Annotated in this window: 12 protein-coding genes; 3 read left to right on the top strand and 9 right to left on the bottom strand. The window is 69.3% G+C overall.

Features of this window, described 5'->3' with window-relative positions; genetic code table 11:
- Window positions 1-353 precede the first annotated feature (353 nt).
- Window positions 354-1,748, bottom strand: coding sequence for a PhoH family protein (locus tag ACFX43_RS21410; protein ID WP_378834465.1), 1,395 nt, complete (start codon window positions 1,746-1,748; stop codon window positions 354-356).
- A 312-nt stretch (window positions 1,749-2,060) separates the two neighbouring features.
- On the bottom strand, window positions 2,061-2,837 hold the full coding sequence (locus ACFX43_RS21405; RefSeq protein WP_378834462.1) for an isoprenyl transferase: 777 nt from the start codon (window positions 2,835-2,837) through the stop codon (window positions 2,061-2,063).
- An 88-nt stretch (window positions 2,838-2,925) separates the two neighbouring features.
- Between ACFX43_RS21405 and ACFX43_RS21400 the strand changes: the two genes are divergently transcribed.
- Window positions 2,926-3,666 (top strand): hemolysin III family protein, encoded by a 741-nt coding sequence (locus ACFX43_RS21400; protein ID WP_378834460.1) that lies wholly within the window; start codon window positions 2,926-2,928, stop codon window positions 3,664-3,666.
- Here the strand turns inward: ACFX43_RS21400 and ACFX43_RS21395 are convergent.
- Window positions 3,627-4,892 (bottom strand): MFS transporter, encoded by a 1,266-nt coding sequence (locus ACFX43_RS21395; protein WP_378834457.1) that lies wholly within the window; start codon window positions 4,890-4,892, stop codon window positions 3,627-3,629. The two genes, ACFX43_RS21400 and ACFX43_RS21395, sit on opposite strands and share 40 nt — an antisense overlap.
- 56 nt (window positions 4,893-4,948) lie before the next feature.
- Here ACFX43_RS21395 and ACFX43_RS21390 point away from each other — a divergent pair, with 56 nt between their 5' ends.
- Complete coding sequence (locus ACFX43_RS21390) at window positions 4,949-5,968, top strand: DUF5937 family protein (protein ID WP_378834454.1); 1,020 nt, start codon at window positions 4,949-4,951, stop codon at window positions 5,966-5,968.
- Here the strand turns inward: ACFX43_RS21390 and ACFX43_RS21385 are convergent.
- The 3 genes from ACFX43_RS21385 to ACFX43_RS21375 all read right to left on the bottom strand — a co-directional run bounded on the left by ACFX43_RS21385 (window position 5,943) and on the right by ACFX43_RS21375 (window position 8,885).
- On the bottom strand, window positions 5,943-7,295 hold the full coding sequence (locus ACFX43_RS21385; protein ID WP_378834452.1) for a S1C family serine protease: 1,353 nt from the start codon (window positions 7,293-7,295) through the stop codon (window positions 5,943-5,945). The two genes, ACFX43_RS21390 and ACFX43_RS21385, sit on opposite strands and share 26 nt — an antisense overlap.
- Window positions 7,296-7,363: 68 nt before the next feature.
- A complete protein-coding gene (locus tag ACFX43_RS21380; protein WP_378834446.1) occupies window positions 7,364-8,269 on the bottom strand; it encodes a TIGR03621 family F420-dependent LLM class oxidoreductase in 906 nt (301 codons plus the stop codon).
- Window positions 8,270-8,345: 76 nt separating this feature from the next.
- Window positions 8,346-8,885, bottom strand: a complete 540-nt coding sequence (locus ACFX43_RS21375) for a MarR family winged helix-turn-helix transcriptional regulator (protein WP_378834442.1) — start codon at window positions 8,883-8,885, stop codon at window positions 8,346-8,348.
- 70 nt (window positions 8,886-8,955) lie between these two features.
- On the opposite strand from ACFX43_RS21375, the gene ACFX43_RS21370 reads away from it, so the two are divergent.
- Window positions 8,956-10,203, top strand: a complete 1,248-nt coding sequence (locus tag ACFX43_RS21370) for an MFS transporter (protein ID WP_378834439.1) — start codon at window positions 8,956-8,958, stop codon at window positions 10,201-10,203.
- Here ACFX43_RS21370 and ACFX43_RS21365 read toward each other — a convergent pair.
- The 3 genes from ACFX43_RS21365 to ACFX43_RS21355 form a co-directional block, all read right to left on the bottom strand.
- Entirely contained in the window at window positions 10,200-10,838 is a 639-nt protein-coding gene (locus tag ACFX43_RS21365; protein ID WP_378834436.1) for an HAD-IA family hydrolase, read from the bottom strand. The two genes, ACFX43_RS21370 and ACFX43_RS21365, sit on opposite strands and share 4 nt — an antisense overlap.
- Window positions 10,835-12,139 (bottom strand): citrate synthase, encoded by a 1,305-nt coding sequence (locus tag ACFX43_RS21360; RefSeq protein WP_378834432.1) that lies wholly within the window; start codon window positions 12,137-12,139, stop codon window positions 10,835-10,837. Before ACFX43_RS21360 ends, ACFX43_RS21365 begins: the two co-directional genes overlap by 4 nt.
- 69 nt (window positions 12,140-12,208) lie before the next feature.
- Window positions 12,209-12,400, bottom strand: a complete 192-nt coding sequence (locus tag ACFX43_RS21355; RefSeq protein ID WP_378834426.1) for a hypothetical protein — start codon at window positions 12,398-12,400, stop codon at window positions 12,209-12,211.
- Between the last annotated feature and the right edge of the window lie 34 nt (window positions 12,401-12,434).

Below are 12,434 nucleotides of genomic sequence, written 5' to 3'. Positions count from 1 at the left end.
CCCCACCTGCGACTGCGGCGCCGGTCCCGCCGAGGGCGAGGACGGAGAGGAGGAGGGTTGTCTTGGCGGTCGTACGCGCAGCCTTGTGCGGAACGTCGACAAGCGGATTCGCTGGCGCACCGCGATGTCGCGGGGCACGATGAACGGGCTTGGTCACGGGCTCTCATTCGGGGGCTGAGGCATTACAGACCCGCAAACAATGCATGAGCACCAACCTCGTATCAAACCGGACGCACCGTTTGTAGGTCAGAAATGACCGTCCTGAGCATCACTTTCGTAACACGAGTCACAACAATCACAACGGCCCCAGACCTTACCGGTCTGGGGCCGTTGACGTGACAATGATTACGGCATCACGGGACCACGTTCTCCAGCATCTCGGTGACGAGCGCGGCGATCGGCGAGCGCTCGGAGCGGGTCAGGGTGACGTGGGAGAAGAGCGGGTGGCCCTTCAGCTTCTCGATCACCGCGACCACCCCGTCGTGGCGTCCGACCCGGAGGTTGTCGCGCTGGGCGACGTCGTGGGTGAGCACGACCTTCGAGTTGGCGCCGATGCGGGAGAGCACCGTCAGGAGCACGTTGCGCTCCAGCGACTGCGCCTCGTCGACGATCACGAACGAGTCGTGGAGCGACCGGCCGCGGATGTGGGTCAGCGGCAGCACCTCCAGCATGCCCCGGTCGATGATCTCGTCGATCACGTCCTGCGTGGTGACCGCGGAGAGCGTGTCGAAGACCGCCTGGCCCCACGGCGACATCTTCTCGCCCTCGGTGCCGGGGAGGTAGCCGAGCTCCTGGCCGCCGACGGCGAAGAGCGGGCGGAAGATCAGCACCTTCTTGTGCTGGTTGCGCTCCATGACCGCCTCCAGGCCCGCGCACAGCGCCAGCGCGGACTTCCCGGTGCCGGCCCGGCCACCGAGGGAGACGATGCCGACCTCGGGGTCGAGCAGCATCTCGAGCGCGATCCGCTGCTCCGCGGAGCGGCCGTGGATCCCGAAGACCTCCCGGTCCCCGCGGACGAGGTGGACCTGCTTGTCGGGACCGACCCGGCCCAGGGCGGTGCCGCGGTCCGACATCAGCACCAGACCGGTGTGGCAGGGCAGGTCGCGGGCCGTGTCGAGCTCGAGGACGCCGTCGTCGTAGAGCTCGTCGAGGGCCGCGGAGGCGACGTCCAGCTCGGCCATCCCGGAGTAGCCCGGGTCGGAGTCGTTGATCCGCTCACCGCGGTAGTCCTCGGCCTTCAGCCCGACCGCGGACGCCTTGATCCGCATCGGCAGGTCCTTGGAGACCAGGGTGACGTCGAGCCCGTCGCCCTTCAGGTTGCGCGCGACCGCGAGGATCCGGGTGTCGTTGTCGCCGAGCCGGAATCCGCTCGGCAGCGAGGACGGGTCGGTGTGGTTGAGCTCGACACGGATGGTGCCGCCCTCCTCGCCGACCGGGACCGCCGTGTCCAGGCGGCCGTGGGTGATCCGCAGCCCGTCGAGCTGCCTGAGTGCGGAGCGGGCGAAGTAGCCCAGCTCCGGATGGTGCCGCTTTCCCTCCAGCTCGGTGATCACCACCACCGGGAGCACGACCTGGTGCTCGGCGAAGCGCGTCATGGCCTTCGGGTCCGAGAGCAGGACGCTGGTGTCGAGAACGAACGTACGCACTGAAGGCGCCTCGCTCTCGGAGGGCGAAGACTCCGACGCCGGTGTCGGAGCGGCCGACGCATCGGCCTCGGTGACATGCTCGTTCGTGGTTGGGTTGGCCACGCGGATCACCTCTCGCGACCGGCTCATACACCCATGAGTCCGGTCATTTCATCACTAATCAGATGGACCGGACGGTGGACCGTCAGTCGGGGTGCCGACCGCCTCACACCCGTCGGGATCGATGAGATCCTGACGCAGGTTCGGTTCGTGACTACTCACGTAACGGGCCTCCAGGTGCGACGGGAATTTGTTCCCCGCCGTTGGTACAACGCTACGACGCCGGACCAACGGTCCGTGGCAACACGAACGATTTTTCTTTGTGAACTCCTGGTGACACCACCGAATTGTTCCGGCCAGTGGTCAGGACAGCGGTCACCTTCCGAGGCGACGCTCGCGCTGGGCGTAGGCGCGCAGGGCCCGCAGGAAGTCGGTGCGCCGGAAGTCGGGCCAGTAGGCCTCGCAGAAGTAGAACTCCGACTTCGCGCTCTGCCACAGCAGGAATCCGCCCAGGCGCTGCTCCCCCGACGTACGGATCACCAGGTCGGGGTCGGGCTGGCCCTTGGTGTAGAGGTGATCGGCGATGTGCTCGACGTCGATGATCTGGGCGAGCTCCTCCAGCGAGGTGCCGCGGGTGGCGTGCTCGTTGAGCAGGGCGCGTACGGCGTCGGCGATCTCGCGGCGGCCGCCGTAGCCGACCGCGACGTTGACCAGCATCCCGTCGACGTCCCGGGTCGCCTCCTCGGCGGCCTTGAGGCGCTGGGACAGCCAGTCGGGCAGGAGGTCGAGCGCGCCGACGGGGTGCAGCCGCCAGCGGCGTACGTCCGCCAGCGAGTCGACCGCGTCGGCGATGATCTCGAGGAGCGGGGCCAGCTCGTCGGCGGGGCGGTTGAGGTTGTCGGTGGAGAGCAGCCACAAGGTGACCACCTCGATGCCGATCTCGTCACACCAGGTGAGCAGCGGCTCGATGTTGGCCGCGCCGGCCCGGTGGCCGTGGGCGGTCGACTGGCCGACCTCCTTGGCCCAGCGACGGTTGCCGTCGAGCATCACCCCGACGTGCTTGGGCAGCTTGGAGGCATCGAGCTTGCGGAGCATCCGCGCCTCGTAGGCCGGGTAGAGAACCCGCCGTACGCCTTCCTTCCAGTCTGCCACGTGCAGAAGCGTATCGGCGCCGTGCCCACATCTCCCAGCGGGACGGGGTTCACCCGATCTTCAGGTCGAGCCGATAGTCTTGACCGTTATGAGCGAGATGACGGACGCGATGCGCGTCAAGGTCGGCACGATCACCGACTCGGTCTCCTCGACCGTTCACGAGGCCCTCCCGAAGTTGCGCGGCTGGATCCATCTGGCCACCGCACCGCTCACGCTCGCGGCCGGCATCGTCCTCATCGTGCTGGCGCCTGCGGGAGCGCCGCGGGTCGGCGCGGCAGTGTTCACCATGGCCGCGCTCCTGCTCTTCACCGTCTCCGCGGTCTACCACCGGGTCAACGCTCTCGGTCGGTGGAACGAGCGGTGGTACACGATCATGAAGCGCTGGGACCACGCGAACATCATGCTGATGATCGCGGGCTCCTACACGCCGTTCTCGCTGCTGCTGCTCGACGGCGTCACCCAGATCGTGCTGCTCTCGGTGGTGTGGACCGGTGCGATCCTCGGTGTGCTGTTCCGGGTCTTCTGGAACGACGCCCCGCGCTGGCTGTACGTCCCCAACTACATCGCGCTCGGCTGGGCGGCGATCTTCTTCATCCCGTCGTTCTTCACCGGCGCCGTGGCGCTCGGCGTCGGCATCGGGATCGCCACCTTCACGCTGATCTGTGTCGGCGGCGCGCTCTACACCGCCGGCGGCGTCATCTACGGCTTCAAGCGCCCCAACCCCTGGCCGCGATGGTTCGGCTTCCACGAGGTCTTCCACACCTTCACGATCCTGGCATTCGTCGCGCACTACACGGGCGTCTCGCTGGCGACGTACTCGCTGCGCTGAGGCTGAGCCTGGGCGCGTGCCGCGGCCGCGTGCCGGGCGAGCACCGCGGTGAGGATGCCGGTGACGGCGAAGAGCGCGCCCAGCACCATCCAGCCGCCGGTGCCGTGGTCGATCGCGGTGGCGGTCACCACCAGCGGCGCGAGCATGTGCGCCAGCGCGTAGCCCATCTGACTCACGCCCTGGTAGGCACCGGCCCGCTCCTGGTCGGCGAGCTCGAAGGCCAGCCCCCAGCTGCCCGCCTCGCCACGCGTCTCGGCTGCCGAGGCGGCCAGCGCGGCGAGCAGCAGCAGGCACGTGGCGAACACGGGGCCCGCATAGGCCGCCCCCGCGAAGAGCAGGCAGGCGGCGAGCAGCAGGAACCCGGCGCCTCTCACAGCTCGACCCGCCGTGGCGATGTCATGGGTGCCGCGCGAGGCCCGCACCTGGAAGAGCGCGACGTAGACGGTGTTCACCACCAGGAGCAGCGAGACGAGGACGGTCGGCGCGTCGGTATGGTCGGCCACCCAGAGCGGCACCCCGATCGAGGTCACCCCGAAGTGGATCGCCATCACCCCGCTGAGCACGGTCGCGGTCACATAGGTGCGGTCGCGCAACGGCGAGGGTCCCGCGGCCACCGTCGGCCCGGAGCCGGCGTCCATGCACGCGGCCAGGCCGGCGACCCGGCGCCTGAGCCCGATGAGCGGCACCGCCGCGAGCGTGGTGAGCACCCCGACGAGCACCATCGTGGTGCGATAGGCGGCCCCGGTGTCCACCGCCAGCGCCAGTGCGGCGAGTAGGGTGCCCACCCCGATCATCACGTTCATGACCACGCGCAGCCGGGCACGTACGGCGACCCGGTCGGGGCCGTCGAACCAGCGCGCGACCAGCGTCGACTGGGCGCTCGACTGGAAGCCTCGCGAGGCCGAGACCCACGTCGCGACCAGCACGAACGCGACCACGTCGCGCGCCAGGGCGTAGGCGAGCAGGGCGATGCCGTAGCTCGCCATCGCCCACAGCTGCACCCGATCGGCGCCCCACCGGTCGCTGAGGCGCCCGCCTGCGTACGTCGCCACGACTCCGACTCCCCCGGCAACGGTCAGGCCGATGCCGACGGTCACCGCCGAGAGGCCGATCGTGCGGGTGAAGTAGAGCGCGCTGACCGCGAAGAACATGCCGCGGGCGAGCGAGAGGGCGGCGACGGCGCCGACGAGCGGGCGCTCGACCGGGTCGCTGGGAAGGCGAATCACGGGTCCAGTTGTCGCACCTCCCGCCCGCGCGCACTAACGATGTAGCGTATTGCTTCATGATCAGGTACGAGCTGGCCGGTCCCGACCTGAGCGAGGTCCGGTTCGCCATCTCGCCGCTCAACGAGCTCACCCTCTCGTTGCGAGCGCTGCGCGACCCCGGCCGGTTCCCGCTCCACCTGCCCTGGCTCCGCACGGTCCGCGCCGCGGACCTGGATCGCGAGACCCTGCTGGCACTGACCAACGAGCGACTCTGGACCCCCGACTTCCTCAACCCGCGACCACGCAACCCGCTCGCCCGGCTCGAGGACGAGCTCGAGGTGATCGCCGCGACCTCGCCCCAGCGCGTACGCGCCGATCTCGACGCGGTCCACTTCGACAGCGGCCCGCCGGCGATCCTGAGCGGACGGCCACAGGTGGTGTTGCGCCGCGTCCTCACCGCACTGCGCGGCTACTGGGACGCCTGCTTCGAACCGCACTGGCAGCGGATGCGAGCGGTGCTGGAGGCCGACATCGTCCATCGCGGCCGGACGATCGTCCACTCCGGCATGGCGTCGATGTTCGCCGGTATCTCGCCGCGAGTCACCCTCTCCGACGACCTCCTCACGATCCGGCTCACCACGTCGAAGGTCGACTATCGGCGTACGACCGCGGGCGACGGGCTCACCCTGGTGCCCACCCTGTTCACCCGCAACCCGTCGACGCCGATCTCGCCCGAGGAGCCGCCGGTCATGTTCTACCCGGCACGTGGCCTCGGCACGCTGTGGACCAGCGACCGGCCGCAGGCGCCGCGGGCGCTGCGCGACCTCATCGGCGAGACCCGATCCGGGCTCCTGACCCTGCTGGAGGCTCCGGCCTCGTCGACCGAGCTGGCCGTACGCCTCGGGGTGACCCCCACGGCCGTCAACCAGCATCTGCGGGCGATGCGCGCCGCGGGGCTGCTGACCTCGGCCCGCCACGGCCGGTCGGTNGTCGGTGTCGGGTATGAGGCGCTCGGTCGTTGGCACCCCGCGGCGCTGAGTCCCGCAGGGGGCCCAGCGCCTTGCGGGGAGATCAGGTGGCGTCGGAGTCCAGGGTGATCTTGGCGCTCTGCTCCTTGCCGTCGCGAGACCAGGTCACCTCGACCTCGTCGCCGGGGCGATAGGAGCGGACGGTGGCGACCAGCGAGTCGGAGCCGTTGATCTGGTGGTCGTCGACCTTGGTGATCGTGTCACCCTTCTTCAGCCCGGCCTTCTCGGCGGCGCTGTCCGCGGTGACCTCCTGCACGACAGCACCGGTGACGGTGGTCTCACCGGACTGGGCGGGGGAGCTGTCGCCCACCGAGATCCCCATCCGGGCGTGGGTGGCCTCGTCTCCAGCCTTGAGCTGGTCGATGATCGGGAGCACCTCGTCGATCGGGATCGCGAAGCCGAGGCCGATGGAGCCGGCCTCCTCGCTGGACGAGGAGTTGGACCTGATCGAGGCGTTGATGCCGACGACGTTGCCGTTCATGTCGACCAGTGCCCCACCGGAGTTGCCGGGGTTGATGGCGGCGTCGGTCTGGATCGCCGGGTAGACGGTCGCGTTGCCGGAGGAGTCCGACCCGACGTTGACCGGGCGGTCCAGGGCGCTGACGATGCCGGTGGTGACGGTCGAGTCCAGGCCGTACGGCGACCCGATCGCGACCACGTCCTGCCCGACCACGAGGTTGCTGGACTTGCCGATCGTCGCCGGGGTGAGGCCGGAGACGTTCTCGGCCTGGATCACCGCGGTGTCGGTGAGCGGGTCGGTGCCGACCACCTTGGCCGCGGCCGAGGTGCCGTCGCTGAAGTCGACGGTGATCGAGGAGCCCTGCTGCTGCTCCTGCCCCTGCTGGTCCTGGTCGGGAGAGCCGGGGAAGCCGGGGTTGGTCTCCTGAGCTCTCTCGGAGGAGAGGTCGACGACGTGGTTGTTGGTCAGAATCAGCCCGTCGGAGGAGAGGATGATCCCCGAACCCGACCCGCTGCCGGCCTGGGTGGAGACCTCGATCTTGACCACCGACGGCAGCACCTTGGCCGCCACCTTCTCGGCGGTGCCCTCAGGTGCGTCGCTGTCGACGACCTGGGAGCCGGTCGCCGAGCTGCCGCCGTTCCGGGCGCCGTCGTCCTGGGTCGAGTAGAACAGTGCCGCGCCACCGAAGCCGGCTCCGCCGCCGAGCACGAGGGCGCCGACGAGTGCCGTGGCGGCGAGCGTGGCCCGGCGCGCCTTCGGCTTGGGGGTAGTGGCGAGGGCCGCCGGGGCCGTCGACAGGACTGCGGTCGGAGCCACCCCGGGAGGCGGTGTGGTCGGGGCGGCGGGGGGCGGAGTCGTCGCGATTGCGTCGGCGCCTGGCGGCGCCCACTGCGGCGGGGTCCCACCGGGCTGCTGCTGAGGAGTGGGTTCGGTCATGTCATTCAGTGTGCTCAGCGTCGCTGTGAACCTGCTGAGACTGGGCTATGCGGTCTCGAAGAGATGCCTCAGGATCCGGCGAGAAGGCCGACGACCGGGGCGAAGGCCTCCATCAGCTCGTCGCCGACCAGGACGTAGGAGACGCCCAGCCGTGCCCGGCGCTCGCGGAGCTGGTCGGCCATCTCCTCTGCAGAGCCGCTGACGACGCCGACCGCGCCCTGCGCGGCGAGCGCGGCGGGGTCGAGCCGTCCTGCCAGATAGCGCGGTACGGCGTCGCCCACGGCCATCAGGTTCATGTTGAGCTCGGCGGTGCCGCCGTCGGGGCGGTCGGCGGAGCGTACCTGGTCGACTGCGGTGCGCACGGCTGACTCCTCGGCGTCGAAGGGGACCCCGAGGGCGGCGATGTCGGCGTGCTCGCCTGCGATCCGCAGCATCCGCGGGCCACCGCCGGCGACCAGGATCGGCACCTGCTGGGGTGCGGTCCCGTAGGGGAGCACCGAGGCCTCGACAGCGCGGTGGTGGGGTCCGTCGACGGTGACGGTCTCACCGGCCAGGAGCCTCTTGATGATGCCGATCGACTCGACGAGCCGGTCGACGCGTACGCCTGGCCGGTCGAAGCCCAGCCCCAGCATCGCGTTCTCCCGGGCCGAGTCGGGGCGCCCGGCGCCGAGGCCCAGCTCGAAGCGGCCGCCCGAGAGCACGGAGAGCGTGGCCGACTCCTTGGCGACCTGGACGGGGTGGCGGAAGTCGTTGGCCAGGACGTACGTCCCGACGTGGAGCCTCGTGGTCACCGCCGCGGCGGCCGCCAGGGCGGGGAAGACGGCGTGGCCGAAGGACACGTTGTCCGGCATGACGAGCGTGTCGTAGCCCGCGCTCTCGACGCGGTGGGCGAGGTCGGTCCAGGCGGCGCCCGTGGGCGCCTGAGCCGCGACGACGCCGAAGCGGAAGGGTCTGGTCTCAGGTGTGGTGGTCATGCCTCCAGGCTGGTCCTGGGGGAGCGTGAGCGGATCCGCTCACCGGCGACCGCGGCGTACGCAGATCCGCGCAGCCCTATTCGGCCTCGATCCGCAGGGTCACCTGCTTGAGCAGGGCCGCCAGCTCCGTACGCCGCTCCGGACTCAGTGTCTCCAGCAGCCTGGTCTCGGCCTCGCCGCGCAGGTCCATCGCCCGCCGCCAGATCTCGATGCCGGCCTTGGTCGCCTCGATGCTGATCTTGCGGCGGTCCTCGACCGATGCCGTACGCCGCAACCACCCGGCCTTCTCCATGCTGTCCAGCCGGCCCGTCATCCCGGCCGGGCTGATCCCCAGATCCTTCGCGAGAGCCGTGGGGGAGGCGTGCCCAGGGGTGTCACGGATCATCAGCTCGTGCAGCGTCATGTATTCGAAGTCGGCGAGGCCGACCGCGCCCGCCGCGTCGGCACGGGCGTCATTGAAGAACTTCGAGATTTGCCCGATCCGCACGGTGATCGCCTCGATCTCGTCGTCGAAGTCGATGTCGAGCCAGTGGTCGCGCCACCGCGCTACGTGACGGTCGGCACCGTCCTCCGTGAGGTCGTCGCCGGACGTCTCAGAGGGTCGCAACTCGGGCATGATCCGATCCTACCTTTCGCCGGCTGATAATTCGCTGGCGAATAGTTCGCCAGCGAAGTACCTTGGGGACATGACCGTCACGACCGATCCACCGACCGACCCGCCGACCGGGCGTCGTTCGCCGCTGCGGCACCGCAACTTCCGCCGGCTCGTGACCGGGACGGCGGCCTCGTCGCTGGGCAACGCGATCACGCCGGTCGCGCTGGCGTTCGCGGTGCTCGACCTCGGCGGGACCGTCACCCAGCTGGGCATCGTGGAGGCCGTCTTCGCGACCTGCCAGGTGGTGACCACGCTGGCCGGGGGAGTGCTCGGCGACCGGGTCTCGCGCAAGGTGATGATGGAAGGAACGGCGGCGATCAGTGCCGTGGTGGCCGGTGCGCTGGCCGCGACGGTGATCCTCGGGATCGCGACGATCCCGTCGATCGCGGTGATGGGTGGCCTCGCGGGCATCGTCGCCGCGCTCAACCAGCCCTCCGCGATGGCGATGACCAAGGTCGTCGTGCCCGCGGAGGATCTCGGCGCCGCCGTCTCGCTCCGGTCGCTGCTCCAGACCACCGCCTCGACCATCGGCTACGCCCTGGGCGGGGTGCTCGTCGCGGCGGTCGGCCCCGGCTGGGCGATCACGGTCGACGCGCTCACCTTCGCCGTCGCCGCCGTCGCGTACGCCGGCATGCGTGTGCCCCATGAGCGCCCGCCCCACAAGGCATCGATGCTCGGCGACCTGGCCGAGGGCTTCCGCGAGGTGATGCGGCACTCGTGGCTGTGGTTCCTCATCCTGCAGGCGCTGCTCTACCACCTGTTCTGGTCGGGGGCGCACAGCGTGCTCGGACCGATCGTGGTCGGCGAGGGCATCGGCCGGGCATCGTGGGGCTTCGCGCTCGCCGCCCTGATGGCGGGCTTCATCGTCGGCGGCCTGTTCTGCCTGAGATTCCGTCCACGCCGGCTGCTCTCCGTCGGCGTGTTCTTCCTCGCGATGACCGGTCTCTTCCCGATCTCGATGGCGGTCTCCGACACGCTCTGGCCGATCCTCCTCGGCGCGTTCCTGCACGGGTTCGGGCTGCAGGTCTTCGACATCTTCTGGCAGATCGCGATCCAGCAGGAGATCCCCGAGGAGAAGCTCTCCCGGGTCTACTCCTTCGACATCGTCGGCTCGTTCGTCGCCCGTCCCCTCGGGCTCGCGCTCGTCGGCCCGGTCGCCGTCGCGGTGGGCTTCGACACCTGGCTCCTCGTGGTCGCCGCGGTGATCTCCGGCAGCGCCCTGTTGTCGATCTCCTTCGCGGGCGTACGTCGTCTGGAGCGCACGCCCGACCAGGTCTAGAGCGGGAGGCCGAGCGCTACCAGGTCCTTGCGGAGCTGCTCGGCCCCGGTGAACTGGATCGCGTGCATGCCCAGCGCCGCGGCGGCGGCCACATTGGCGACGCTGTCGTCGATGAACACCAGCCGGTCCAACGGCATCCCGGCGCGCTCGGAGACGAGCCGGTAGATCGCCGGGTCGGGCTTGGCCAGGCGCACCTCACCGGAGACGACGACGTCGCCGAGCAGCTCGATCACGTCGTACGTCGACGGAGCATGCGGGTAGAGCTCGGCCGACCAGTTGGTCAGTCCGAGCTGGGGGAAGCCGGCCGCGGCGAGCTCGCGGACCATCTCATGGGTGCCGGGGACCGGCCCCAGCAGGGAGAGCGGGAAGTTGTCGACGTACGCCGCTCCGGCGCTGAGCCACTGGGGCGCGTCGCCCTCGAGGACGGCGAGTGCCTGTGCCCAGGTCCGGCCAGCGTCCTGGACATGGTTCCACGACCGGAAGTCGTAGGACTCCAGGAACGCGCGGGCGTCGGCGTCCCCGACTCCCGCCGCGATCGCCGGGAGCGGGTCCCAGCGGATGAGGACGTTCCCGAAATCCCAGACGACCCCATCCACCACAGGGGTGGACGGGGTCTGCGTGCCGGGGACCGTCACGCCCAGCGAACGTCGCGCGGGACGAAGGTGAGTCCGCGCTCGCCGGTGTAGATCTGCTTCGGACGGGCGATCTTCTGCTCCTTGTCCTGGACGAGCTCCAGCCACTGGGAGAGCCAGCCCGGCGTACGCCCGATGGCGAACAGCACGGTGAACATCTCCGGCGGGAACTCCAGGGCCTCGTAGATCAGGCCGGAGTAGAAGTCGACGTTCGGGTAGAGCTTGCGCTTGACGAAGTACTCGTCCTCGAGCGCGATCTTCTCCAGCTCCATCGCGATGTTGAGCAGCGGGTTGGTGCCCGTGACCTCGAAGACGTTGAGCGCCTGCTGCTTGATGATCGTCGCGCGCGGGTCGTAGTTCTTGTAGACCCGGTGGCCGAAGCCCATCAGCCGCTCGTTGCCGGCCTTGACGCCCTCGATGAAGGCGGGGATGTTCTCCACCTTGCCGATGCGGCGCAGCATCCGGAGCACGGCCTCGTTGGCGCCGCCGTGGAGCGGGCCGAAGAGGGCACCGACGCCGGCGGCCACCGAGGAGTAGGGGTCGACCTGGGTCGAGCCCACGCTGCGGACGGCGTTGGCCGAGGCGTTCTGCTCGTGGTCGGCGTGCAGGATGAAGAGCGTGTCGAGCGCCTTCTCGATGCGGTCGTCCGAGGCGTACTTGCTCTCGCTCATCTTGAAGAGCATGGAGAGGAAGTTGCCGGTGTAGGACAGGTCGTTGTCCGGGTAGACGTACGGCTTGCCCTGCGCGTGCCGGAACGCCCACGCGCCCAGCGTCGGCATCTTGGCGATCAGTCGGATGATCTGCAGACGACGGTTGTCGGGGTCGGAGATGTTCGCGGCGTCCGGGTAGAACGTCGACATCGCACCGACCGACGCCATGAGCATGCCCATCGGGTGGGCGTCATAGCGGAAGCCCTGCATGAACTCCTTGATGTTCTCGTGCACGAACGTGTGGAAGGTGATCTCGTGCACCCACGCGTCGTACTCCTCCTTGGTCGGCAGCGCGCCGTGGACCAGGAGATAGGAGACCTCCAGGAAGCTCGACTTCTCGGCGAGCTGCTCGATGGGATAGCCCCGATACTCGAGCACGCCCTTGTCACCGTCGATGAAGGTGACGGAAGATCGGCAGGAAGCGGTGTTGACGAAGCCGGGGTCATAGACGGCCAGGCCAGGACCTTCTTCTTGGGTGGCCGGGTCAGCGGCCTTGATCTTCCCCAGGTCGGCGGCGCGGATGGTGCCGTCGGTGATCGGGATGTCGTACTCCACCCCGGTGCGGTTGTCACGCACTGTTAGAGATTCGGTCACGATCAGCAACGGTAACCCTCTTGAAATCCCCTACGTAACTCGGCGTCCCACCAATTGGCCGATTTCGACTCAGAGCCGGAACCTGTCCCGCGCCGGTTTGGTGTCGCCGGAGGGCTCCTCGTCGCCGAACCGGGTCAGCGCATCGCGCAGCCGATGGAGGTCGAGAGCGGTCTGCACCGACCGCTCGTTGAGGGTGTCGTCCTCTCCTCGGAGCGCACGCAGCGCATCCTGGACCTCGGTCTCGCTCGGCTCCCCGGTCATGGGGACATAATCTAGGTGCCCGGACCAAGACTCG

It is taken from the genome of Nocardioides sp. YIM B13467, from assembly GCF_042788075.1.
Lineage (GTDB): Bacteria > Actinomycetota > Actinomycetes > Propionibacteriales > Nocardioidaceae > Nocardioides.
The sequence above is the reverse complement of the archived record's forward strand: the minus strand, read 5'-3'. Positions and strand labels throughout refer to the sequence as shown.

Excerpts from the sequence above, each read along its gene's own strand:
- ACFX43_RS21380 (WP_378834446.1), bottom strand. The coding sequence starts at position 8,269 with ATGACCACCACACCTGAGACCAGACCCTTCCGCTTCGGCGTCGTCGCG.
- ACFX43_RS21355 (WP_378834426.1), bottom strand. The coding sequence starts at position 12,400 with ATGACCGGGGAGCCGAGCGAGACCGAGGTCCAGGATGCGCTGCGTGCG.
- ACFX43_RS21375 (WP_378834442.1), bottom strand. The coding sequence starts at position 8,885 with ATGCCCGAGTTGCGACCCTCTGAGACGTCCGGCGACGACCTCACGGAG.
- ACFX43_RS21385 (WP_378834452.1), bottom strand. The coding sequence starts at position 7,295 with ATGACCGAACCCACTCCTCAGCAGCAGCCCGGTGGGACCCCGCCGCAG.
- ACFX43_RS21400 (WP_378834460.1), top strand. The coding sequence starts at position 2,926 with ATGAGCGAGATGACGGACGCGATGCGCGTCAAGGTCGGCACGATCACC.
- ACFX43_RS21370 (WP_378834439.1), top strand. The coding sequence starts at position 8,956 with ATGACCGTCACGACCGATCCACCGACCGACCCGCCGACCGGGCGTCGT.